Raw genomic sequence first — 22514 nt, 5'->3', positions numbered from 1 at the left:
CACCTCAGGATGAGGGGAGGGATGATACCATCAGCTCAACAAAGAGGTCTCGTCCTGGAAGGCACGCGGGGCCAGTCTCGTGGGGATTGATGGATGTTGCGGCCGATCCTTCGAGGCTCGCTGGCGCTCGCGCCTCAGGATGAGGATTTTGGTTTGGTGTCTCCGGGCGATAGCAGGCAGATGAGGGACCGTTGCAAGACCCATGAGTGAGCGAACTCCCAGATGGTTTGGGCCGGGACCGCGGTCGGCAGTGCCGATCATTTTGCTGCTGCTCGCCGGGTTCGTGGCGCCGCTGCTGGCGGTGGTCGCGTTCAGCTTCATGCCGGAGCGAAGCTTCTCGATCTGGCAGGCGCCGACGCTGCAGAACTACGAGGTCATCTTCAACAGCACCAATTACATCTCCTTCCTGTGGTCGCTGGGGCTCGCGACGGTCACCGTCCTCATCCTGGCGGTGATCTGCTATCCGATCGCCTACGGGCTGACCTATGTGTTCGGAAAATGGGCCATGGTGCTCATGCTGCTGTTCACCATTCCGCTCTTCGTCTCCGAGAATGTGCGGCTCTATGGCTGGGTGCTGTTCCTGATCAAGAACGGCGTGCTGCTGGGGACGATGAAGAGCCTGTTCGGCGTGGATCTCAGCTCGATCCTGTTCACGAAGACCGCCATCATCATCGGCATGGTCTATGTCTATTTCCCGTTCATGCTGTTTCCGATGACGCTGGGCGTGAGCATGGTGCCCAATGAGGCACGAGATGCGGCCTATGATCTGGGGGCCAGCCGCTGGCAGGTGTTCAAGGAGATCGAGCTGCCGCTGGCGATGCCGGGGATCATGATCGGCTTCCTCCTCACTTTCGTGCTCGCCGTGGGGGCGATCGCAGAGGCCAAGGTCGTGGGCGGGCAACAGATCATCCCGATCACCCATGATATCGAGATCGCCTTCACCTATGCCCAGAACTGGCCCTTGGGGGCGGCGCTTTCGGTGCTGCTGATGATCGTGGTGGGAGCGCTGGTGCTGCTGGTGCTGCGACGGTTCGACCTCGACCGGGTGCTGGGGCGGCGATGAAGAGCGCAGGACAAAGGTCGCGGCATGCGCTGATCGTCGTCTGGACTCTGGCGGCGGTGGTGTTCCTCTATATTCCCACCGTCTGCATCGTCTTGGCATCGCTCACGGACAGCCGATATTTCGTGTTTCCGATCCCGCGCTGGGGTTTCGGCTGGTGGCAGAAGACGTTCGATTCGTTTCAGACGTGGCAGCTGCTGGACACGTCGGTGACGATCGCGTTGTGCGTCATGGTGATCTCGGTGGTGATCGCCTTTTTCGGGGCGTTGGCCTTTGCCCGCTACGATTGGACGGGGCGCTCGATCTATCAAAAACTGGTGCTGCTGCCGATTTTCTTTCCACAGGCGGTGCTGGGATTGGCGCTCTTGCTCTGGTTCAACGCGCTGGGGATGGAGCTGTCGTGGAAGTCGGCGATCTTCGCGCATCTGGTGTGGATCGTGCCGGTGGTCACCCTGGTGATCTCGATCCAGGTCTATAGTTTCGACCCGGCGCTGGAGGAGGCCGCCTTCGACCTCGGGGCGTCGCGGTGGCAGGTGTTCAAGGAGGTGACGCTGCCGGTGCTGTTCCCGGGCATCTTCTCGGGGTGCCTGTTCGCGTTCCTGCTGTCGTGGGGGAATTTTCCCTTGTCGCTCTATACGACCGGCGCGGACACGACGGTGCCGGAATTTCTCTATGCCAAGATGGTGGCGGGATATACGCCGGGCGTTCCGGTGCTGGGAACGGTGTCGACGATCGGGGCCATCGTTCTTCTGCTGGGCGGTTATGCGCTGATCACCCTCATCCGGCATGCGCGGCAGGCACGGGAGGAATAGATGATCCTCGAGGGCAGGGTGGCGGTGGTCACGGGCGCCGGATCCGGCATCGGCCTCGGCGGAGCGGACATCATGGCGCGCGAGGGTGCCGCCGTTGTGGTTTCGGACCGGGACGGTGCCTCCGCCGCAGCGGCGGCCGAGGCGATCCGGGCGGCGGGCGGAGCAGCCGTGGCGGTGACGGCCGATGTCACCGACGACGCGCAGCTGCGGGCCCTGGTGGACGAGGCCCTGGGCCGGTTCGGGCGGATCGACATACTGCACAGCCACGCCGGCGTGCAGGTCGAGGGAACGCTGGAGCAGGTCGAATCCGGCGGCATGGACAGGTCGTGGCAGCTCAATGTGCGGGCGCATTTCGAGCTGGCGCGGCTGGTGATGCCGGTGATGCGGGCCCAGGGAAAGGGCTCGATCATCGTGACGTCATCCAATTCGGGCGTGCTTTATGATCGCGAGATGATCGCCTATGCGACGACCAAGCATGCGGTCGTGGCGATGTGCAAGCAGATCGCGCTGGATTACGGGAAACACAATGTGCGGGTGAATGCGCTCTGCCCCGGCTGGGTGGACACGCCATTCAACGACGCGTTCACCCGGCAGATGGGCGGGCGAGATGCGTTGCTGGATTATGTGGCGACGAAGATCCCCATGGGGCGGTTCGCCAGCGTGGAAGAGATCGCCGAGGCGGTCCTGTTCCTGGCCTCGGACCGGTCGTCGTTCATGACCGGTCAGGCGCTTGTGGTGGATGGGGGAGAGTGCCTGGGGTGAGGGCCCCAGGCTTGGGCGCCGAGCAAAGCCCTGAGGGGTTCCCGGCTCTGCGCTGCGCTTCGGCCGGGATGACGGTGACCTTAAACTGTCATCCCGGGCTTGACCCGGGATCCCGGGCGGCATGGGGTCCCGGCTCTGCGCTGCGCTTCGGCCGGGATGACGAAGAGAGGGCTACGCTTCGGCCGGGATGACGGGAGTGGGCGGCGGCATGGGGTCCCGGATCTGCGCTGCGCTTCGTCCGGGATGACGGGTTCGCTTCGCGATGCAGCCGTTACATGCCCGCCATGGCCCGCTTATAGGCGGGGCGATCGGTGACGCGGGCGACGTATGCGTCGAAGACCGGATCGCCCTTGAGGCCGGGGGCGCCAAACATGCCGGCCCAGTTGATCTGCGAGCCGATATAGACATCGGCGGCAGAGAAGAGGCTGCCGAGGAGATAGGGGCCGGGGGTGAGGGCGTCTTTCAGCGTGCTCAAGACGTCTTCGTAGGATCCATAGCCGATGGCCGCTTTGGGCTCGGCGTCCGGGCGCTTCAGCATCTTGTCCAGGATGGCGGGCTCAAGGCAGCCGGCGCCGAAGAAAAGCCAGCGGAAATACGTCCCCCGAGCCGCGTCGCCCATCGCAGGAGCCAGGCCGGCTTCGGGAAAGGCGTCGGCGAGATAGGCGATGATGGCTCCCGTCTCGGTGACGACCGTGCCGCGATGGACAATCGTGGGCAGCTTGCCCATGGGGTTGATGGCCAGGAACTCCGGCGTCTTATGCTCACCCTTCTCGAAATCCAAGATGATCGTCTTGTAGGGGGCGGCGGCCTCCTCCAGCATCCAATGGGCCATCTGCGCGCGCGAACGCGGGTTGTGGTAGAACGTGATTTCCTCAGACATTCTCGATCCTTGTTTCGGCTCTCGTGAAGCCATGTTCCGCCTGAAGCATGGCAAGAGTGTAGCTGTTTGAAACTTCCCCGCGGCGCAGGGCGTCCGCAGTGGTCCTGTCGACCACGATTCCCCGGCGCATGATGATGATGCGTTCGCAGAGATGGGCGACGACGGCGAGATCGTGACTGACCAGGATGTAGGTCAAACCATGGTCGCGCCGCAAAGCTTCCAGGAGATTGAGAATCTCGGCCTGGACTGACGCATCGAGGGCGGAGGTGGGCTCGTCGAGCAGGATGAGCTTCGGCCGCAAGATGAGCGCACGGGCAATGGCCACGCGCTGACGCTGACCGCCGGAAAGCTGGTGGGGATAGCGAAAGCGGAAGGCGGGGCCGAGGCCGACTTCCCGCAGGGCAGCCAGGATCCGGGTCTCAGGGTCAGGGATGCGGTGGATGGCAAGGGGTTCGGCGAGGATCTGGTCGACGGTGTGGCGGGGGTGGAGCGAGCCGTAGGGGTCCTGGAAGACCATTTGCACGGTGCGGAAGAAGGCCATGTCACGGGGTGTGGGCAGCGGGCGCCCGTCGAGGAGGATTCTTCCCTGAGACACAGGTGCGAGACCGCTGATGGCCCTGAGGATGGTGGACTTGCCCGAGCCCGATTCGCCGACGAGGCCAAGAGATTCCCCCTGGCTGAGCTCAAGGCTCGTGCTGTCGACCGCCGTAAATCGTTTCGAGCCGGTGCCGAAGGTGATGCTGATGTTGTCGAGGGTCAGGAAGGCCATGTCACTCGGCCCAAGCCGGATCACGGTGAAGCGTCGGGAGGGGATGCTGATCGCCGCTCAGCTTCGGCAGGCAGCCAATGAGGCCCCGGGTGTAGGGATGGCGTGCAGAATGGAGGTCCCTGGCGTCCAGGGTTTCCACCACTTTGCCGGCATACATGACGAGGACACGATCACAGAAGGAGGCGACAAGCTCCAGATCGTGACTGATGAAGATGAGGCCCATGCCGCGATTACTCACCAGAGCGTCGAGGATGCGGAGGACTTCGAGCTGGACCGTGACGTCGAGGGCGGAGGTGGGTTCGTCGGCGATCAGGAGGTCCGGGTCGGTGATCAACATCATGGCGATCATGACCCGCTGACCCATACCGCCGGAGAGCTCGTGGGGATAGAGGGACATGACCCGCGACGGGTCCTGAAGCTTGACGGCCTCCAGCATCGCGAGAGACTTGTCTCTCGCCTCCGCCGTGGCGGCGCGGGCATGGGCGCGATAGGCCTCGATCATCTGGCGGCCGACGGGCATGACGGGGTTCAAGGAGTATTTCGGATCCTGCATGACCATGGTCATGCGGCTGCCGCGCAGGTTGCGGAGCTGTCTGGGAGAGGCGGTGAGGAGATCGGTCCCGTCGAATGCGAGCTTGCTGGCGGTGACTTCACCAGGAGGCGGGGTCAGGCCCAAGATTGCGCGGCCCGCCTGGGACTTGCCAGAGCCAGACTCTCCCACGATACCGAGGCGCTCGCGGCCGAGGGTGAAGGATACGCCGCGCACCGCTTCGACGATGCCGCGGCGGAGATGAAAGCGGACGCGGAGGTCCTCGACTTCGAGGAGGGGCTTGCCGGTCATCGGGATGCCTTGGGATCGAGGACATCGCGCAAGCCGTCGCCGAGGAGGTTGAAGCCCAGGCTGACGATGAAGATGGCCAGGCCGGGCATGGCCGCGACCCACCATTGATCCATGATGAAGCGACGACCCGAGGCGATCATGGCGCCCCATTCGGGAGAGGGCGGCTGGGCGCCGAGCCCCAAGAAGCCGAGGCCTGCGGCGGTGAGGATGATGCCAGCCATATCCAATGTGACGCGGACGATGACGGAGGAGGAGCACAGGGGCACGACATGCTTCAGAATGATCCGCGCGGAGGAGCCGCCCTGGAGCCTGACTGCGTGGATGTAGTCATTGTTGCGGATGGTGAGGGTTTCGGCCCGGGCGATGCGGGCGTAGGGGGGCCAGACGGTGATGGCGATGGCAATGATGGCGTTCTCGATGCCTGGCCCCAAGGCCGCGACGAAGGCGAGGGCCAGAATGAGGCGCGGAAAGGCCAGGAAGACGTCCGTCAGCCGCATGAAGGCGGAATCGATCCAGCCGCCGAAATAGCCCGCGACGGTGCCGACGAAGAGGCCGATGGGCATGGCGATGACCGAGACGAGGGCCACCACCATGAGGGTCAGTCGCGAGCCGTAGATGATGCGGGAATAGATGTCGCGGGCCTGGTCATCGGTTCCAAGCCAGAACTCCGCGCTGGGCGGGAGCAGGCGCTGCGTGCGCAGGTCGCCCCCGACGGTCGGGGAATGGGTGGCGAGGAGATCGGCGAAGAGGGCAACGAAGATGAGGGCCAGGACGATGGCGAGGCCGATCACGGCGAGAGGGTTGCCGACGAAGGTGCGCCAGCCGAGGTAAAGCCTGCCCAGGCGCGCCTGGTTGCGGGAGGCGGGTTCCGGGGAGAGCAGCCAGGCCTTCCAGGTCGAGGCTCGAGTGGGTGCGAGATCGGTCATCGGGCACGAGTCCTCGGATCGAGCATGCGATAGAGCAGATCGGAGATCAGGTTCAGCGCGACGAAGGTGACGCCGATGATCAAGGTGGCGCCCAGGACGGCGTTCATGTCGGCGTTCTGCAGAGAGTTCGTGAGATAGGATCCCAGGCCGGGCCAGGCGAAGACGGTCTCGGTCAGAACGGATCCCTCGAGCAGCGTCGCGTAGGACAGGACGATGACGGTGACCAAGGGGACGGCGGCGTTGCGAAGCGCGTGTCCCCAGACGACGCGGCGTTCGGAGAGGCCTTTCACGCGTGCCGTGACGATGTACTCCTGAGAGAGCTCGTTCAGCATGAAGGAGCGGGTCATGCGGCTGATATAGGCGAGCGAGAAGTAGCCCAGCAGGCAGGCGGGCAAGGTGATGTGGGAGACGGCGTTCCAGAAGACGTCGAACTGGCCCTGCATCAGGCTGTCGACGAGGAGGAGGCCAGTGACGGGGGTGACCATATAGTCATAGGAGATGTCGAGGCGGCCGGGGCCGGCCACCCAGTCGAGCCTTGCGTAGAAGAGCAGAAGCGCCATGAGGCCGAGCCAGAAAATGGGGACGGAATAGCCGACCAGACCGATGACCCTGACGATATGATCAAGAAGGCTGCCGGCGCGGACGGCGGCGAAAACTCCCAAGGGAACGCCGATGAGGGTGCCAAGGATGGTGCCGAGAGTGGCGAGCTCGATGGTGGCGGGGAAGAAACGGATGATGTCCTGGAGGACAGAATTGGTGGTCAGGACCGAGCGGCCGAAATCGCCGGTGACGGCCTTCTGACAGTAGATCCAGAATTGCTGAATCAGGGGGAGATCAAGGCCGAGTTCCTGGCGGGCCCGGGCATAGACGGCGGCAGAGGCCCTGTCGCCGACCACCGCGAGCACGGGATCGATGGGGACCAGGCGGCCGATGACGAAGGTCATGGCCAGGAGGCCGAGCAAGGTGATGGCCAGCATCATGGCGAAGCGAAGGGCGCCCGCGCCGAAGCGGAAGGCGAGGGCGGTGGGTCGGGCGCTGCGGGTGAGGGCGGGTGTGGCTATCTGCGGTTCCTATGGCGGATCCTTCGAGACGGCCCTACGGGCCTCCTCAGGATGAGGCTTCGAGAGGCAGCCTGACGGCTGCTCCTCAGGATGAGGCTCTGGTTGGGATCCCGCGCTTGACCCGAGGATCCGGGACGGCTGGAGAAAGCCTGGCCCCTGGATCCTCGGGTCAAGCCCGAGGATGACGTCGTGGGGCGTGGGATGACAACGTGGGGCGTGGAATGACCCAGGAGCAGTCAAGGGCGGCAATCGGTGCTCACTCCTTCGTGATCGGTGCGACGAGGTTGGTATCGAAGGAGGGGCCGAGCACGTAATTCTTCACATTGTCGTTCACGGCGGCCACTTCGGTCTGCTGGAACATGATCACGAAGGGGCCGGTGTCGTTGACCTCCTTCTGCATCTTCTCGTAGAGGGCGGCGCGCTTGGCGGTGTCGCTCTCGAGGATCGCGGCATCGGTTTCCTTATTCAGTTCCGGTGTGGCCCACGCATTGCGCCAAGCCAGAGTTTTGGACGCGCCGTCATCGGCGTTGTCGGGATTGGAGGCAAAGGTCTGGGCGTTGGTGTGGGGGTCCTGATAGTCGGCGCCCCACTGGCCGATATAGAGATCATGCTGGCGGGCCCGATACTTCGTCAGGGTCTGCTTCCCGTCGCCGGGAATGATCTCCATCTTGATACCACCCTTGGCGAGCGATTGCTGGACGGCCTCGGCGATGCCCGTGACCGGCTGGGTGGAGCGAACGTCCATGGTGATCGCGAAGCCGTCGGGATAGCCGGCCTCGGTCAGCAGCGCCTTGGCCTTCTCCACGTCGAGCTTGAAGGCGTTGTCATTGACGGCGCCGAGGAAGCCCTTGGGTAGGAAGTTCTGATGGGTCTCGCCCAGGTTCTTCATGATCGTATCGGCGATGGCGTCATAATCGACCAGATACTTCATGGCCTGGCGGACCTGAGGCTTGGCCAGGATCTCGTTCTTCTGGTTCAGGCTGAAATAATAGAGGGTGCCTTTGGGCGCCTTCACGATCTGGATCTTGCCGTCCTTGCCGACAGCATCGATCTCCTCGGGCCCCAAGTTGCGGGCAACGTCGATATCGCCCTTCTCCAGGAGCAGACGCTGAGTCGCGGTTTCGGGGACATGGCGATAGATCACGCGCGCCAAGGCGGGAGCATCGCCCGAATAGTTCTCGTTGCGCTCCAAGACCACCGCCTCGTTGGCCCGCCAGTCGCGGATCTTGAAGGGGCCGGAGCCGGCATAGTGGGTCTTCAGCCATTCATAGCCGAAGTCTCCATCCTTCTCGTTCTCCATGGCGAGCTTCTGGTCGACGACGGAGGCGACGGTGGAGGTAAGGCAATAGAGGACGAAGGAGACGGCGTAGGGCTTGTCCATGGAGAAGACGAGCTCGCCGTCGCCATTGGCCTTGATCATCTCCTTCACATTGTCCTTGGTGATGCCGAACTGGTTGATGATGAAGGCCGGCGACTTGTCGAGGAGAACGGCGCGCTGGAGGGAGAAGGCGACATCGCCGGCGGTGATCGGGTTGCCTGAGGCGAATTTCCGGTCCGGGCGGATCTTGAAGGTGATGGACTTGCCATCGGCAGAGACGGTCCAGCTTTCGGCGACCTCGCCATGGAGCTTTGAGACGTCCTGGATATCGTAGCCGATCAGACGCTCATAAGTGTTGCCAGCGATCTCGGCAGCCGAAAGCTCGAAGATCTCGGCAGGGTCGAGGGAAATGATGTCGTCAATCTGCCATGCCTGGACCAGCGTGTCCTTCGGCGTATCAGCCGCCGCCGGTCCCATCAGCCCGAAGATGACAGCCGTCGCGGCCAGCATGCCGCGCATTGAGCTCATTCGCATTTTTGCGCCTCCCGGTTCATTTACTGAACGAGTGTGCATCTGGGGCGAAGGAACTGTCCATAGGCAAGGGGTATTAGAGCCCGGTGCCGGCCCGTCGAGGGCTAGGCGTCGCGATGTTCCTGAAGGAGTGTCGCGGGCCCGAAGAATTCGTAGGCAATGCGTTCCTTGGGGATGCCAAGGCTGCGCAAGGTGGCGAAAACGGCCTGCATGAAGGGGGCGGGGCCGCACATGTAGACGTCATAGTCGTCCATCGGCAGAAGGTTTTGCAGAAGTTCGCGGGTGATCACACCGCTGCTGTGAAAGTGCTGAGCGGCGTGGTCGTCCTCGGAGGGAAAGCGATAGACGAAGTGGGCAGAAATGTGCGGCTTGGCTGCCGCAATCGCGCGGACTTCGTCGCGCAGGGCATGCACATCACCGTTGTCGCAGGCATGGATGAAGTGAACTTTCCTGTGGGTTTCCTCGCTGAGGACATGGAGCATGGACACCAAGGGTGTCAGGCCCACGCCGCCGCTCAGCAGGACCACCGGGCGGCTGCTGGTTCGGTCCAGGATAAATTCGCCGCGCGGCGCGGATGCTTCGACGATAGAGCCTACCTCGATGGCCCGGTGAAGGTGGGTCGAACCCAGCCCTTCCGGGAGATCCGGCGCAGGGGCGATCTCCAGCTTGACGGTAATCCGGTAGGTGCCCTCAGCCGAGGGCGCGGATGAGAGGCTGTAGGACCGGGGTATCGGCCGGCCGGTCTCGGAGGGCAACTTGAACACCAGGAACTGCCCGGCTTCGAAGGGCCGCCAGTCAGCGGGGTCGAGGGGTTCCAGATGAAACGAGGTAATGGTGCGGCTCTCGCGCACCTTCGCAACGACACGGAGCTTCTTGAAGCCACCCGTGCGGGTGGGGAGAGGCGTTTCCTGGGTGAGCGTCATCGGGCTGCAGCATCGCTATCGGTTGCGGAGGCCATCGTCAGTTTCCGGAAGCTGTAATGCTTCGCGAATTAGGCTTCAACCGAAGTTATCAGGAAATGGTACCCGGCGGTCCAGCGGAGAGGCTGCTGTGGCTCGGGGGAAGGCGTGCCGGTTGCTGTCGATTTTCAAGAGTAAAATATCCGCTAGAATTCTCGAATGATTTCTCTCTTTGATAAAGGAATTAAAGAATGTATTTTAGAGGTTTGGGGGCAAATCACTGGAGAAAAATATGATAAAAAGGGTTGTATTGTCCCTCGCCTTTATGGGGTGCTTGCTGGGGACTTTCACAGGGAATGCCAAGGCGGCCCCCGTACATGTTCCAGATTTAGAAATACAGAGCCAGACCGTCGATAATGTAATTCTTGTTGACGATAGCAAAAAATATAAAAAGAGCTCAAATTCCAATAAAAATAAGTACCATTCGAACAACAATAAAAACAAAAAATACCACGGCAACAACAAAAAATATAAGACCAAAACCGTGAATAAATATCACGGTAACAACAATAAATACTACCACAAAAACAACAGGTACAAGAGAAGCAAAACTGTTTACTACAACCGCAATAAGTACGGCCCCCGGTATAAATACAAGCGTCCTGGGTACGGCTATTATTATGGTGGGTATTACTATGCTCAGCCGTGGTGGACCGTCGGCCTTCCCCCTGGATTCGTTGTTGTTATCCGCTAGTTGATATCACGCAGGCTACAGCGGCGCCCGAGAGGCGTCGCTGTACACGTCTCTTCCGCACCTCTCGCCTCACAGCTGCGACAAGAGACGCGGCGCTAAGCAGCGGTGCCGATGTTCCGGACCGGGCGTCCTGGAGCCATGGCGGATGCGGTGTGAGCGATTCCCTCCGCGTCTATGCCATAATGGCGATAGAGATCCTGGACCGTGCCGGTCTGGCCAAAATGCTCCACTCCGAGAGCCGCCGTCGGATGGCCGCGGACGCCGCCGAGCCATGACAGCGTGGCCGGGTGGCCATCGATCACCGTGATGAGGGTGCAATGACGCGGCAGGTTCGCCAATAGGCGCTCAATGTGGCTGCGGGCATTGACCCGGCCCCGCATGCGCGCCCGCTGGGCCGCCTGCCAGCCCGCATTGAGGCGATCGGCCGAGGTGATGGCCAGGACGCCGACGTCGCGGCGATCCTCACCAATCATGCCGGCTGCGGCAATGGCCTCGGTCGCGATCGTGCCCTGATAGGCGATGACCACGTCGCAATTCGGTCCTGGCTCGCGCATCCAATAGGCGCCGTCGATGATCGCCTGGCCCAAGGCATCGTCGATCTGACGGCGGGGCTGCTCCAGAGAACGGGTGGTGAGGCGGAGATAGACGGAGCCGCCGGTCTCATCGCGGAGCCAGGTGCGCTCGTCGGGATCTCCTTCACCGTCGCGCTGCATGTAGTGGAAGGCCCAATCCATGATCAAGGACAGCTCATCGACGAAGGCCGGCTCGAAGGAGGCGAGACCGTCCTGGGACATGCCGATCAAGGGAGAGGCAATGGATTGATGGGCGCCCCCTTCCGGTGCGAGCGAAACGCCGGACGGCGTGGCGACCAGCAGGAAGCGGGCGTCCTGATAGCAGGCATAGTTCAGGGCATCGAGGCCGCGGGAGATGAAGGGGTCGTACAGCGTGCCGATGGGGAGCAGGCGCTCGCCGAAGAGCGAGTGCGACAGACCGGCGGCACCGAGGAGGAGGAAGAGGTTCATCTCGGCGATGCCGAGCTCGATATGCTGCCCTGCCGGCGAGAAGCGCCATTTCTGGGCGCTCGGCACACGCTCGTCGCGGAAGGTGTCGGCAATGGCGGCGTGGGCGAAGAGCTCGCGGCGGTTCACCCAGGGACCGAGATTGGTCGATACGGTCACGTCGGGGGAGGTGGTGACAATGCGGCGGGCGGCATCGGTGTCGGTGCGGGCAATGGCATCGAGGATCTTGCCGAAGCCCGCCTGAGTGGAGATCACCTCATCCTCGATGACCTGGATGCCGGGCGTCTCGATGGTGGAGGCGGCATAGCGGCGGGTGCCGCGGGCGTTGAAGGGGACGGCGTCGAGGAAGGCCTGCAGGGTGTCGGGGTCCGCGTCCAGGCCCTCGAACTTGTCCCATTCATGGCCCGGGCGAACCTTCATCAGGCGCTGGAAGCCTTCCATCTGGGGGACGGTCATCAGGCCGGCATGGTTGTCCTTGTGGCCAGCAAGGGGCGTGCCCCAGCCCTTGATGGTGTAGGCGATGAAGGCGACGGGACGATCGTGATCGATGGCGTTGAAGGCGTCGACGACGGTCTCCAGGCAATGGCCGCCGAGATTGTTCATGAGTTCGGCCAATTCGTCATCGGTGCGGCGCTCGAGGAGGGCGGTGACGTCGCCCTGGTCGCCGAGCTCGTCCATCAAGCGCTTGCGCCAAGCGGCGCCGCCCTGAAAGGTGAGAGCGGAATAAAGCGGGTTCGGACAGGCATCGATCCATTCGCGCAGGCGCTCGCCGCCGGGCTCGGCAAAGGCGGCGCGTTGCAGAGCGCCATATTTCAGCAGCACCACCTGCCAGCCAAAGGCTTCGAAAATGCCGCCGATCTGACCGGACAAGCCCTCGCGGACGACGCCGTCGAGGCTCTGTCGATTATAGTCTATGATCCACCAGGTGTTGCGAAGGCCGTGTTTCCAACCTTCCTGCAGGCATTCGTAGATATTGCCTTCGTCAAGCTCGGCATCGCCGACGAGGGCGATCATCCGGCCCTCGGGTCCGGTCGGCTTGGCCCAGGACTTGGCGCGAACGTAATCCTGAACAAGGGAGGCAAAGGCCGTGATGGCGACGCCCAGCCCCACGGATCCGGTGGAGAAATCGACATCGTCGACGTCCTTGGTGCGGCTGGGATAGGACTGGGCGCCATGGAGGGCGCGAAACGACTTCAGTTTCTCCAGGCTCTGATTGCCGAGCAGATACTGAATGGCATGGAAGACAGGGGAGGCGTGCGGCTTCACGGCGACCCGATCCTCGGGGCGAAGGACCGAGAAGTAGAGGCCGGTCATCAACGTCACCATGGAGGCGCAGGAGGCCTGGTGGCCCCCGACCTTCAGCCCATCCGGCTTGTCTCGCAGATGATTGGCGTTGTGAATCGTCCAAGATGACAACCACAGGGCCTTGGTCTCAAGCGCCTTCAACATGTTTTGAGTCATGGCAAGTCCGACAAAGCTATCCGCAGAGATGGTGACCCACAGTATGCAGGCAGATCAAGACTTAGTCGATCACGAGGCGAAGTTGTGCCGAGACGACTCGTTTCGCTTCAGTCGCCCCACCGATCTAGATCTGCGCCAATGCCTGATCCCGAAGCTGGGATGAATCAGTCACTCCCTGATGGGCAAAAGCGATGATGGCATGGGCCAGGCGAAGCCGGGTGGTTTCATCATCACCGGGATACGCCCTCTTGCAGGCCTGCTCATAGGCAGTGACCATGGCGCGAAAGGCCGATGGCTCGAAGGCGCCCATCTTCAGTTCTTCGATCGGATTCCTGTTCATTCACCACCCCTTCCAGTGCTGGTTACGAGCCCAGTTCGCGGGCCTCTGGTTTTTCGGCCACGCATCGACAATGGAGAGCCATCGCCGACGTCGCTCACATGCATGAGATAGGACATGGAGGCTCCCATCGCCAATCAATTGGTCAGGAACGGGTGCTTGACGGGCTTCGCGCGCCTGTGGGGGGCCAAGACCGAGGGCTGCGAAGTCAATCTCTTTACCGAATTGGGGCATGATCGCGCTGACAGGGCTCGCCGTTGCGGCGTCCTGGATGAGCCGCAGTCACGATTATCGGGAACGATTCAAAGGTGGCCGAATTCCTGCATATGACGGGAAGATTACAATTCATTGGGACCACAATCATAATATGCTCAGTGTGAAGGCCGAGGACCTGAAGAAGGTCGAGACGATCCTTCTCGTAGAGGATGAGGTGCTGATCCGCATGGACCTGTCGGACTTCCTCAGGGAGTGCGGGTTCCAGGTGATCGAGGCGGCGAGTGCGGCAGAGGCCATCGCCGTGATCGAAGCCGATGCAGACATCGACCTGGTGTTCTCCGATGTCCAGATGCCGGGAGACGTTGACGGTTTCGGGCTCGCGACCTGGATCAGACGGAACAGGCCCGAGCTGCCGGTCATCCTCACCTCCGGGATCGTGCGGAGCGTCAATACGGCGAACGAGCTGTGCGAGATCGGCCCCATCGAGGGAAAGCCGTTCCATCCGCAGAAGCTGCTGGAGCGGCTGCGCGAGACCCTGGCCAAGGCCAAGAGAAAAGACGGCGTCTGACGAGGTCTAGGAGCTTCGTGTTCTTTAGGCTGGCCGCTTATCCCGCATTGCCTTGCTGAGCATTCTTTCAATATTAAAAGAGAAGATGCCCTATTGTCGGCCAAGTGTGGTCGTAGGCAACGGTTGCAATCGACAGAGCCAAAGTAAAGCCATGATCAATCGACGCGAAATTCTTGAGGCTGGCGCATTTGCGTCCATTCTGGCCCTCATCGGCATCCCTGCGGAAGCGCGAGAAGCACTGCGCATGGGCGAGACGCAGGCCTTCTCCTTCGATGATTTGGTGCGGCAGGCCGAGGCGATCGCGAAGGCGCCCTATGCCGCTCCGCCGCCGCTGCCGCAAGACATCCTCAATGCGATCGACTATGCGGCGCATGGCCAGATCAAATTCAAAGCGGATGACGCCCTGTTCGCCGATGGTCCGGGACAGTTTCCGGTGACCTTCTTCCATCTGGGACGGTATTTCCAAAACCCCGTGCGCATGCATGTGGTGGCCGGGCAGAGCTCGCGAGAGATCGAGTACGATCCCTCCTATTTCACCATGCCGGAGGACAGCCCAGCGCGGAAACTGCCGCAGAACAGCGGCTTTGCGGGCTTCCGATACCAGGAGAGCCGGCTGGGAGACCAGGCGAAACTCAATTGGAAGCAGAATGACTGGGTGGCCTTTCTGGGGGCCTGCTATTTCCGCGCCATCGGGGACATGTATCAATATGGGCTATCGGCGCGCGGGATCGCCATCGACGTGGCGGCGCCCGGCAAGGCCGAGGAATTCCCGAGCTTCACGAATTTCTATTTCGCCACGCCCGAGAACGACAGCGACACCGTGCTGCTCTATGCCCTGCTCGAAGGGCCCAGCCTGGCGGGCGCCTACAAGTTCGCCATGACGCGCAACAAGGCCGTGATCATGGATGTGGAGCAGGCCCTGTTCCTGCGGAAAGACGTCGAGCGGTTCGGAATCGCGCCCGCGACCTCGATGTACTGGTATTCAGAGACGCGCAAGGCCGAGGGCATCGACTGGCGGCCGGAGATCCACGATTCCGATGGTCTATCGATGTGGACAGGATCGGGGGAGCGGATCTGGCGCCCCCTCAACAATCCCCGCGAGATCACGGCATCGGCCTTCAGCGACACAAATCCGCGCGGCTTCGGCCTTCTGCAGCGCGATCATAATTTCGACCATTATCTGGACGGGGTCCGCTACGATTTGAGGCCGAGCTTGTGGGTGGAGCCGCTGGAGGAGTGGGGCGCCGGCAGCGTTCAACTCGTGGAAATTCCAACGGATGACGAGATCCACGACAATATCGTGGCCATGTGGGTTCCGGCTGAGCCGGTGAAGGCGGGAGCGCAGTTCCGGCTCAAATATAAGCTCTATTGGCAGGCCGACGAGCCGTTCCCGACGGAGCTCGCACGCTGCGTCGCGACGCGGCTGGGCAATGGCGGACAGCCGGGGACGGTGCGACCGGACGGGGTGCGGAAGTTCATGGTCGAATTCAGCGGCGGCCCGTTGAAGGACCTGCCTTTCGGGGTGCTGCCGGAGCCGGTCCTGTGGGCGTCGCGGGGAACCTTCTCCTATGTGTTCACGGAAGCCGTCCCGAATGGCGAGGCAGGACATTGGAGGGCGCAGTTCGATTTGGCGGCGTCCGGTTCGGAACCGGTGGAGATGCGGCTTTACCTCAAGGTCGGCGACAGGGTGATGTCGGAGACGTGGCTGTATCAATATCGACCCTTCCCGAGGGTGCGGGGAGCCTAGAGCAGATCCGTTCCCGACGGAATCGGATCTTGGCTCGAGGCCTTTGTTTTCGCGCAAGTCCGGACGGATAACCGGTGTCCACTTATCCTGGACTTGCTCTTTGTTTTCGCGCAAGTCCGGACGGATAACCGGTGTCCACTTATCCTGGACTTGCTCTAGGCTTCGAGCCCGTCAGCCCGGGAGCTGACGCGCCAGGATGCCGGTGATATCGGCGGTGGCCGGCAGTGTGCCATAGCAAAGGCCGCCATTGGCGCCCAGCCGAGTGGCGCAAAAAGTGTCGGAGACGGCTGCAGGGGTGTGGCGGACGAGGAGCGATGCCTGAAGCAGGAGAGCCATCCTCTCGGCCATGATGCGAGCGTCGGCTTCAGTGAGAGCTCCCTTTGACAGGCGGCTCAAAACATCATCGGCATATCGGTCCAAATGCGGATTGGCGCCCTGTGTCGCGGAGAGTTCTGCGCGGAAAGCCTCCAGGGCCGAGGGCTCACGGGCCAAGGTCCTGAGGATGTCGAGGGCGATGACGTTGCCCGAGCCTTCCCAAATCGCATTGACGGGGGATTCCCGAAACAGGCGCGGCATGGGCGTTTCTTCGACGTAGCCTATGCCACCATGGCACTCCATGCATTCGTAGATGAAGTTGGGGGTGCGCTTGGTCAGCCAGTATTTGCCGAGGGCCACGACAAGGCGTGCGAAGGCCCGGCCGTCGGGATCCGGGGCATCGAAGGCAGCGGCAATCCGCATGGCAAGGCAAATGGCGGCCTCGTAGTCGAGAGCCAGATCGGCGATGACGTTGCGCATGGCGGGCTGATCAATCAGCGTCTTCTGGAAGGCGCGGCGGCCGGAGACGTGGTGGACCGCCTGGGCGAGGGCTGCCCGCATCAAACCGAGTGTGCTGCCGATGGTGCCGAGGCGGGTGTGATGCACCATGTCGATGATCACCCTCACGCCCTGGCCCTCCTCGCCGAGAAGTTGGGCATAGGCGTCGTGATACTCGATCTCGGCGGAGGCATTGGAGCGATTGCCGAGCTTGTCCTTGAGGCGCATCACATGGATGGCATTGCGCTCGCCGTCCGGCCGAATGCGGGGGACCAGGAAGCAGCTCAAGCCGGCATCCGTGTAGGCCAAAGTGAGAAAGCCGTCGCTCATGGGCGCGGAGCAGAACCATTTGTGGCCGACAAGGCGGAAGGACCGAGCCGCTGACTCGAGCGGATAGGCGCGGGTCGTGTTGGCGCGGACGTCGCTGCCGCCCTGCTTCTCGGTCATGGCCATGCCGAGAGTGATGCCGGATTTGGTGGCGATAGGGCCCAGGGGTGAATCGTAACGGCCGCCCAGAATGCGGTCGATCCATGGCTGCGTGATCTCAGGCTGGATGCGCAGCGCGGGCAGGCTGGCATAGGTCATGTTGACGGGGCACATGGTGCCCGCTTCCGCCTGGGTGAACAGGGCGAGAAGGGAAAGATGGGCCACATGGCCACCGGGGCGGCCTGAGGTCCAGGCAATGTCATGGATGCGATGGTCCATCGCGAGTTCCATCAGCTCATGATAGGCCGGGTGGAAGCGGACCTCATCCAAGCGGCGGCCGTAGCGATCAAAGCTCACGAGCTCCGGCTGATAGCGATTGGCAGCCTCGCCGAGAGCGAGAACATGCTCCGATCCGGCGGCTTCACCCAGGGCCATCAACGGCTCGCGCAGCCATTCGCCCCCCTCGCGCAGGGCCGCTTCCCGGAAGGGACGATCGACCGCAAAGAGATTGCGTCCGGCGAAATCGGTCGGGACGTTCGAAACCTCGTGCGTTTCGAGATGGGTCCGAGGGGCGTAGGCGGACATTGGCGTCCCTGGTCGCTTCCGGTCGCTCAGGCGGCTCGAAGACAGAGGGTCAGCTGCCGCTTCAGTTCGGCAGAATCCAGTTTCCGGCCGATGAAAACAAGTCGATTCTCACGCGGCCGCTCCAGGGCATCATCGATGGTGAAGCGGTTGCCGACGAGATGGAAGAGGTAGCGGCGGTCGGTCTCGGCGATCCACAGGAAGCCTTTGGCCCGATAGACATTGCGCAAGACGGGAAGGTCGAGAAAGGCCTGAAAGCGATCGAGATCCATGGGGCTGGGGCTGTGGAACGATGCGGACTCGAAACCGTGACGGTGCTCGTGATCGGCAGGGGTGAAGTGCGTCGGGTCATCCGTGGCAAGGCCGAGGATCAGGTCCAGAGGGACGCGGGCGCCGACGGTGCGTTCGATGCGGGCATGGCGGGCGAGCTCGCGGAGGCGGGTTTCGATGTCCACAAGCTCGGTCTCGTCGCGGCCATCGCATTTGTTGAGCAGGATGATGTCGGCATGACGGAGCTGGTTCTCGGCCGACCTGAACGCGTACATCCCGGGGTCGAAGTTGCGGGCATCCGCCAGGGCGATGATGGCATCGATGCGGGTGCGCGCGCGGAACTCAGGGCGCAGGAAGGTCAGTGCCACGGGGACGGGATCGGCAATGCCCGTCGTCTCAACAATAAGATAATCGAGTTCGAACGCGCGCTCCAGAACCCGCGAGACGGCCGCAGCCAAATCGTCGTTGATGGAGCAACAGATGCAGCCGTTGGACAGCTCAACCGTATCGCCTTCAGCGGTTATGATGAGATCCTTGTCGATGCCGATCTCGCCGAACTCGTTCACCAGGACAGCGGCGCGCAGACCCCGATTATTGGCGAGGATGTGGTTGAGGAGCGTGGTCTTGCCGCTGCCGAGGAAGCCCGTGACGATGGTCACCGGGAGGCGAGGAATGTCGGTCGTCATCCGGCCAGACGGAGATGTTGATCGAACGTGTAGGTCGTGCCCACGGCAGACTCGCTGACTGCATCACCAAAGGCATCCGCCATGGCATGCAGGGCGCGCCAGCCGGTGCAGTGGCCGGAAATGATGTGGCTGATGGAGAAGGGGGCAAGGCCGGCGACGGTGTCCGGGATGATGCGTTCCATGACGCCGCCGAGGTGAAGGCCGCCCATCAGCGCGAAGATCGGGAGATCGGGGAAGAGGGCGCGAACCTCGGTGCAGACATTGACGATGCCGGCATGGGAGCAGGCGCTGAAGAGGATCAGTCCGAGGTCGCGCACATGGGCAAGCACCATGCGCTCGTCCATCAGCAGCGGATCCGGCTGCCAGGGATCGTTCGCGCCGGGCCGGCAGAGGTGGTCCGTGCGGCCCTTCTCGAAGGGGGTGAGGCGCGGGATCTCACCGCTATAGTAGAAATGGCCATCGAGGAGCAGGCGCGGGGCGGGATCGTTCACCACTTTTGCGCCATGGCCCTGCATTTCCGACGGCGAGGGTACGTTGGCGACCTGGATGATCGATCCGTCGCCGAGCTGCACCGCGCGCTCGTTGAACATGCCGGGATTGACGTGGACGGTGGGGCTGCGCCCGCCGCCGAGTCGAATGGCCTGCAGAGCGTCGGGCAGGGCGCCCATATGATCCCAGTGGCCGTGGGTGATGGCAATCTCCTCAATCCGGCCGAGGTCGATCCCGAGATTCGTGCAGTTGCGCAAATAGGTCGGGCCGTCGGGACCGGTGTCGAAGAGGAGGCGATGCTCCACGCCGTCCGCCCTGGAGGTCAATCGCAGTCCGTAGCCGAGATTGGCCGAGAGAAGGCTGGCGCCTGAAATGATCTCGGCGCCGGCGCGGATGACGTTGGCGAATTCAGAGACCGCAGAGAGGGTCTTCGTCACATAGGTGTCGCTGACATTGTCGGTGATGACGTCGACCGTCAGGGACTCCAGGGGCACGAGCGCGGATGCCAATGAATTGCCGCGGTCCTCTCCCTTCATCCGACACCTCCGCTGCGCAGGTTCTCTGGGTGAAAGGTTAGGGTGACAGGAGGGGGCTGGTCAAGCCGAGCGGCGGGCCAGACCATTGCCCCGTCCGATGCTTCGGGTCCGGCAGCAATCGCGACCCGCCGCGTCATGAACTGCCGCACATGGACTGGTTGAAGGCCCAGGCGACGCCGAAGGGATCCTTGACCTGGCCGTATTTGTCTCCCCAGAACATGATTTCCGGCGGCATGACGACCTCGGCACCGGCATCGACGGCCCGCTTGAACCAAGCGTCGATATCCGTCACCGGAATCAGCAGAGAGAAGCCTGAAGACGGGACCTTCCCGAAGCCATGCTCGGGGTAGAAATCGCTGAGCATGACGGAGCTGCCGTTGATGTGGAGATGGATATGCATGGTGCGGCCCTTGTCATCCACATCGTGGCGGAAGACCTCCTTGGCACCGAAGGCGCGCTGGTAGAACTCGGCGGCTTTGACGGCGCCGTCGACGTTCAGATAGGCGATTACGCCGCCGAGGACTTCCGGGGCCGACGGGTTGGCTGGTTCAGTCATCTGATGCTCCTTCAATATCGAGTGGTCAGGGGTGAAGGTCGGTGGCCGCCCTGTAGCTGCCATCCATGTAGAAGGGGACGGAGCTGTGCTCGTGGACGATCTTCCAGGCGCCGTCCCTACGACGAAGACAGAAGGTGATGCGGGCCCAGAGGGCGGGCTGCTCTCCGTCGACCTTCGTGCCGCTGATGTGGAGATAGCCGTGGGCGAAGGCGAGGTCACCGGCGGCGGAGACGTCCAGGTCCCGGAACTGATAGCCGATCGGTCCGCGCCAGGTGGCGAACCAGGCTTCCAAGTCCTGGGGGTCGAGATCAGGGCCGGAGGTGGCGAGCGGCGGCGCGAGGTCGAAGCGAACGAAGTCCGCGGAATAGGGCGCGATGGCCGATGCGGTGTCCTTGGCGCGTATGGCGGCCGCCTGATCGTTCAGCAGAGCGGTGATGGCTGTCCTGTCCGAGCTTGTCGTCATGTCGTCCTCCAATTTGGTCCAAGGACGCAGCGAGAAGGTCTGATCCGACAGCGTAGTTGCAAAAAAACTGCTAGAGCGATGCGGATTGCGAATGGCTGTTTTCCTTGAGCAGCCGGTCAAGATGCATGCGGATGTGGGAGGCTTCGGCCGGGGTGTTGGCCAGGGCGATCGCGCGGTCGAAGGCGGTGCGCGCTTCGGCGGTGCGGCCCAGCTGCAGGAGGAAGGCGCCCTTCACGCCGAAGAAGTGGAAATAGCCGGACAGGCGGTCGGCGAGGGGTTCTATGAGGGCGAGTGCCGCTTCGGGGCCCCGCGTCTTGGCGACGGCGACGGCCCGGTTGAGGGTGATGACCGGCGAGGGCTGCATGAGCTCCAAGGCGCCATAGAGCAGATCGATTTGGACCCAATCGGTGTCTTCGTGGCGCCGGGCGCGGGCGTGCAGGGCGGCTATCGCCGCCTGCGCCTGATAGGGGCCAGGATTGCGGTGACGGATGGCCTTGTCGATCAAGGCGAGGCCCTCGGCGATGCTCTTCTGGTTCCAGAGGGAGCGGTCCTGATCCTCAAGGAGGATGATCTCGCCTTCCGCATCGAAGCGAGCGGCAATTCTGGCGTGCTGCAGAAGCATCAAAGCTGCGAGGCCCATGATCTCGGGTTCGGACGGAAAGAGACGCAGGAGCAGGCGGACGAGGCGGATCGCCTCGTCGCAGAGGGGCGCCCGCACCGGGACTTCGCTGCCGCTGGCCGAATAACCCTCGTTGAAGACGAGGTAGATCATGGCTGCAACGGTAGTCAGACGTTCGGCGCGCTCGATGGGGCCGGGGGTCTCGAAGGGCAGGCCGGCGGCAGCGACCTTCGCCTTGGCACGGGTGATGCGCTGCTCCATGGCGCTCTCGCCGACGAGGAAGGCGCGGGCGATCTGCTTTACCGTGAGGCCGGAGACGATGCGCAGGGCGAGCGCGATCTGCTGCGTGGAGGGGAGATCAGGATGGCAGCAGACGAAGAGCAGGCGCAGGATGTCGTCGCGGTAGTGGGAGTCGTCGAGGCGCTCCGCCAGGGTCGATTCCGCATCGTCCAGGTCGGAGAGGACATCTTCCTCCGGCAGCGGCTGCTCCCGCGCGCGCCGGCGTACGCCATCGATGGCGGCATTGCGGCCGACGAAGATCAGCCAGGCCGCCGGGTCACGCGGGGGGCCGTTCTCGGGCCAGTTCTTCAGGGCCTTCAGACAGGCTTCCTGGAAGGCTTCCTCGGCGGTCTCCAGGTTGCGGAAATACCGGAGAAGTGCTCCCAGCGCCTGGGGCCGGGACGAGGTGATCGCTGAATTGATCCAGGCCAGATCCGTCACGTGGGACCCGTTCCCGGCCGGAAGAGGCCCACGGGCCGGACCTCGTGAGCACCCCCAGGGTTCGCGATCGAGAGCTCATTGGCCACGCTGACGGCTTCGTCGAGAGATTCACAATCGACCAGATAGAAGCCAAGGAGCTGCTCCTTGGTTTCGGCGAAGGGACCATCAATGACGAGAGGCGCCTCGCCATGGCCGCGGACCGTCGCTGCCGCCGTGGTTGGCAAGAGCCGCGCAACCGGGCCCAGGCGCCCCTGCTTGGCAAGCTTTTCCTGCACGACAGCGAGCTTGGCCATGACGGCGTCGTCGTCTTCCTTGGACCAGCAGCCCACCACATCTTCGGCGTGGTAACAGAGTATCGCGTAGAACATCGAAGCACCTCGTCATCTTGAAGAC

At 62.8% G+C, this 22514-nt stretch carries 22 protein-coding genes; 6 read left to right on the top strand and 16 right to left on the bottom strand.

Features of this window, described 5'->3' with window-relative positions; translation table 11 throughout:
• Positions 1–250: 250 nt before the first annotated feature.
• The 3 genes from FKM97_RS00385 to FKM97_RS00375 are packed head-to-tail and all read left to right on the top strand — an operon-like array spanning position 251 to position 2634.
• On the top strand, positions 251–1063 hold the full coding sequence (locus tag FKM97_RS00385; RefSeq protein ID WP_246104877.1) for an ABC transporter permease: 813 nt from the start codon (positions 251–253) through the stop codon (positions 1061–1063).
• Positions 1060–1872 (top strand): ABC transporter permease, encoded by an 813-nt coding sequence (locus FKM97_RS00380; protein ID WP_143957166.1) that lies wholly within the window; start codon positions 1060–1062, stop codon positions 1870–1872. Before FKM97_RS00385 ends, FKM97_RS00380 begins: the two co-directional genes overlap by 4 nt.
• Positions 1873–2634 (top strand): SDR family NAD(P)-dependent oxidoreductase, encoded by a 762-nt coding sequence (locus FKM97_RS00375; protein WP_143957165.1) that lies wholly within the window; start codon positions 1873–1875, stop codon positions 2632–2634.
• Between the two features lie 271 nt (positions 2635–2905).
• Here FKM97_RS00375 and FKM97_RS00370 read toward each other — a convergent pair whose 3' ends face one another.
• The 7 genes from FKM97_RS00370 to FKM97_RS00340 all read right to left on the bottom strand — a co-directional run bounded on the left by FKM97_RS00370 (position 2906) and on the right by FKM97_RS00340 (position 9883).
• Positions 2906–3514: a glutathione S-transferase family protein gene (locus FKM97_RS00370; RefSeq protein ID WP_143957164.1), complete on the bottom strand. Its 609-nt coding sequence runs from the start codon at positions 3512–3514 to the stop codon at positions 2906–2908.
• Complete coding sequence (locus FKM97_RS00365) at positions 3507–4283, bottom strand: ABC transporter ATP-binding protein (protein WP_143957163.1); 777 nt, start codon at positions 4281–4283, stop codon at positions 3507–3509. The genes FKM97_RS00370 and FKM97_RS00365 overlap by 8 nt, the downstream gene beginning before the upstream one ends.
• Before the next feature lies 1 nt (position 4284).
• Positions 4285–5124, bottom strand: coding sequence for an ABC transporter ATP-binding protein (locus FKM97_RS00360; RefSeq protein ID WP_143957162.1), 840 nt, complete (start codon positions 5122–5124; stop codon positions 4285–4287).
• On the bottom strand, positions 5121–6050 hold the full coding sequence (locus tag FKM97_RS00355) for an ABC transporter permease (RefSeq protein WP_143957161.1): 930 nt from the start codon (positions 6048–6050) through the stop codon (positions 5121–5123). The genes FKM97_RS00360 and FKM97_RS00355 overlap by 4 nt, the downstream gene beginning before the upstream one ends.
• Positions 6047–7030: an ABC transporter permease gene (locus FKM97_RS00350; protein WP_143957160.1), complete on the bottom strand. Its 984-nt coding sequence runs from the start codon at positions 7028–7030 to the stop codon at positions 6047–6049. Before FKM97_RS00350 ends, FKM97_RS00355 begins: the two co-directional genes overlap by 4 nt.
• Positions 7031–7367: 337 nt before the next feature.
• Positions 7368–8963, bottom strand: a complete 1596-nt coding sequence (locus FKM97_RS00345) for an ABC transporter substrate-binding protein (RefSeq protein ID WP_143957159.1) — start codon at positions 8961–8963, stop codon at positions 7368–7370.
• Positions 8964–9064: 101 nt separating this feature from the next.
• Complete coding sequence (locus FKM97_RS00340; protein WP_143957158.1) at positions 9065–9883, bottom strand: FAD-binding oxidoreductase; 819 nt, start codon at positions 9881–9883, stop codon at positions 9065–9067.
• 268 nt (positions 9884–10151) lie between these two features.
• On the opposite strand from FKM97_RS00340, the gene FKM97_RS00335 reads away from it, so the two are divergent.
• Positions 10152–10613, top strand: a complete 462-nt coding sequence (locus tag FKM97_RS00335) for a hypothetical protein (RefSeq protein WP_143957157.1) — start codon at positions 10152–10154, stop codon at positions 10611–10613.
• A 95-nt stretch (positions 10614–10708) separates the two neighbouring features.
• On the opposite strand, the gene FKM97_RS00330 is transcribed toward FKM97_RS00335, so the two are convergent.
• Positions 10709–13093, bottom strand: a complete 2385-nt coding sequence (locus FKM97_RS00330) for a transketolase-like TK C-terminal-containing protein (RefSeq protein ID WP_143957156.1) — start codon at positions 13091–13093, stop codon at positions 10709–10711.
• A 124-nt stretch (positions 13094–13217) separates the two neighbouring features.
• The gene (locus tag FKM97_RS00325) at positions 13218–13433 is read right to left on the bottom strand and encodes a hypothetical protein (protein WP_143957155.1); all 216 of its coding nucleotides are present in this window, start codon (positions 13431–13433) and stop codon (positions 13218–13220) included.
• 229 nt (positions 13434–13662) lie between these two features.
• Between FKM97_RS00325 and FKM97_RS00320 the strand changes: the two genes are divergently transcribed.
• Entirely contained in the window at positions 13663–14214 is a 552-nt protein-coding gene (locus FKM97_RS00320; RefSeq protein ID WP_246104876.1) for a response regulator, read from the top strand.
• A 151-nt stretch (positions 14215–14365) separates the two neighbouring features.
• Complete coding sequence (locus tag FKM97_RS00315; RefSeq protein WP_143957154.1) at positions 14366–15961, top strand: OpgD/OpgG family glucan biosynthesis protein; 1596 nt, start codon at positions 14366–14368, stop codon at positions 15959–15961.
• A gap of 171 nt (positions 15962–16132) precedes the next feature.
• Here FKM97_RS00315 and FKM97_RS00310 read toward each other — a convergent pair whose 3' ends face one another.
• The 7 genes from FKM97_RS00310 to FKM97_RS00280 form a co-directional block, all read right to left on the bottom strand.
• Positions 16133–17785, bottom strand: coding sequence for an acyl-CoA dehydrogenase family protein (locus FKM97_RS00310; protein WP_143957153.1), 1653 nt, complete (start codon positions 17783–17785; stop codon positions 16133–16135).
• A 26-nt stretch (positions 17786–17811) separates the two neighbouring features.
• Entirely contained in the window at positions 17812–18738 is a 927-nt protein-coding gene (locus FKM97_RS00305; protein ID WP_143957152.1) for a CobW family GTP-binding protein, read from the bottom strand.
• Positions 18735–19763: an MBL fold metallo-hydrolase gene (locus tag FKM97_RS00300; protein ID WP_143957151.1), complete on the bottom strand. Its 1029-nt coding sequence runs from the start codon at positions 19761–19763 to the stop codon at positions 18735–18737. Before FKM97_RS00300 ends, FKM97_RS00305 begins: the two co-directional genes overlap by 4 nt.
• A 133-nt stretch (positions 19764–19896) precedes the next feature.
• Positions 19897–20319, bottom strand: a complete 423-nt coding sequence (locus FKM97_RS00295) for a VOC family protein (RefSeq protein WP_143957150.1) — start codon at positions 20317–20319, stop codon at positions 19897–19899.
• A 25-nt stretch (positions 20320–20344) separates the two neighbouring features.
• Positions 20345–20782, bottom strand: a complete 438-nt coding sequence (locus FKM97_RS00290; protein ID WP_143957149.1) for a YybH family protein — start codon at positions 20780–20782, stop codon at positions 20345–20347.
• Between the two features lie 70 nt (positions 20783–20852).
• Positions 20853–22121 (bottom strand): RNA polymerase sigma factor, encoded by a 1269-nt coding sequence (locus FKM97_RS00285; RefSeq protein WP_143957148.1) that lies wholly within the window; start codon positions 22119–22121, stop codon positions 20853–20855.
• Complete coding sequence (locus tag FKM97_RS00280) at positions 22118–22489, bottom strand: YciI family protein (protein WP_143957147.1); 372 nt, start codon at positions 22487–22489, stop codon at positions 22118–22120. Before FKM97_RS00280 ends, FKM97_RS00285 begins: the two co-directional genes overlap by 4 nt.
• Between the last annotated feature and the right edge of the window lie 25 nt (positions 22490–22514).

The sequence above is a fragment of the Rhodoligotrophos appendicifer genome, from assembly GCF_007474605.1.
GTDB classification, from domain to species: Bacteria; Pseudomonadota; Alphaproteobacteria; order Rhizobiales; family Im1; genus Rhodoligotrophos; species Rhodoligotrophos appendicifer.
Note: the sequence above shows the minus strand (reverse complement) of the source record. Positions and strands in the feature narration are given on the sequence as shown.

What these genes read in the sequence shown, in the direction of transcription:
- FKM97_RS00380 (WP_143957166.1), top strand. Translation starts at nt 1,060, where the DNA reads ATGAAGAGCGCAGGACAAAGGTCGCGGCATGCGCTGATCGTCGTCTGG.
- FKM97_RS00375 (WP_143957165.1), top strand. Translation starts at nt 1,873, where the DNA reads ATGATCCTCGAGGGCAGGGTGGCGGTGGTCACGGGCGCCGGATCCGGC.
- FKM97_RS00370 (WP_143957164.1), bottom strand. Translation starts at nt 3,514, where the DNA reads ATGTCTGAGGAAATCACGTTCTACCACAACCCGCGTTCGCGCGCGCAG.
- FKM97_RS00365 (WP_143957163.1), bottom strand. Translation starts at nt 4,283, where the DNA reads ATGGCCTTCCTGACCCTCGACAACATCAGCATCACCTTCGGCACCGGC.
- FKM97_RS00360 (WP_143957162.1), bottom strand. Translation starts at nt 5,124, where the DNA reads ATGACCGGCAAGCCCCTCCTCGAAGTCGAGGACCTCCGCGTCCGCTTT.
- FKM97_RS00355 (WP_143957161.1), bottom strand. Translation starts at nt 6,050, where the DNA reads ATGACCGATCTCGCACCCACTCGAGCCTCGACCTGGAAGGCCTGGCTG.
- FKM97_RS00350 (WP_143957160.1), bottom strand. Translation starts at nt 7,030, where the DNA reads ATGATGCTGGCCATCACCTTGCTCGGCCTCCTGGCCATGACCTTCGTC.
- FKM97_RS00345 (WP_143957159.1), bottom strand. Translation starts at nt 8,963, where the DNA reads ATGCGAATGAGCTCAATGCGCGGCATGCTGGCCGCGACGGCTGTCATC.
- FKM97_RS00340 (WP_143957158.1), bottom strand. Translation starts at nt 9,883, where the DNA reads ATGACGCTCACCCAGGAAACGCCTCTCCCCACCCGCACGGGTGGCTTC.
- FKM97_RS00335 (WP_143957157.1), top strand. Translation starts at nt 10,152, where the DNA reads ATGATAAAAAGGGTTGTATTGTCCCTCGCCTTTATGGGGTGCTTGCTG.
- FKM97_RS00330 (WP_143957156.1), bottom strand. Translation starts at nt 13,093, where the DNA reads ATGACTCAAAACATGTTGAAGGCGCTTGAGACCAAGGCCCTGTGGTTG.
- FKM97_RS00325 (WP_143957155.1), bottom strand. Translation starts at nt 13,433, where the DNA reads ATGAACAGGAATCCGATCGAAGAACTGAAGATGGGCGCCTTCGAGCCA.
- FKM97_RS00320 (WP_246104876.1), top strand. Translation starts at nt 13,663, where the DNA reads ATGATCGCGCTGACAGGGCTCGCCGTTGCGGCGTCCTGGATGAGCCGC.
- FKM97_RS00315 (WP_143957154.1), top strand. Translation starts at nt 14,366, where the DNA reads ATGATCAATCGACGCGAAATTCTTGAGGCTGGCGCATTTGCGTCCATT.
- FKM97_RS00310 (WP_143957153.1), bottom strand. Translation starts at nt 17,785, where the DNA reads ATGTCCGCCTACGCCCCTCGGACCCATCTCGAAACGCACGAGGTTTCG.
- FKM97_RS00305 (WP_143957152.1), bottom strand. Translation starts at nt 18,738, where the DNA reads ATGACGACCGACATTCCTCGCCTCCCGGTGACCATCGTCACGGGCTTC.
- FKM97_RS00300 (WP_143957151.1), bottom strand. Translation starts at nt 19,763, where the DNA reads ATGAAGGGAGAGGACCGCGGCAATTCATTGGCATCCGCGCTCGTGCCC.
- FKM97_RS00295 (WP_143957150.1), bottom strand. Translation starts at nt 20,319, where the DNA reads ATGACTGAACCAGCCAACCCGTCGGCCCCGGAAGTCCTCGGCGGCGTA.
- FKM97_RS00290 (WP_143957149.1), bottom strand. Translation starts at nt 20,782, where the DNA reads ATGACGACAAGCTCGGACAGGACAGCCATCACCGCTCTGCTGAACGAT.
- FKM97_RS00280 (WP_143957147.1), bottom strand. Translation starts at nt 22,489, where the DNA reads ATGTTCTACGCGATACTCTGTTACCACGCCGAAGATGTGGTGGGCTGC.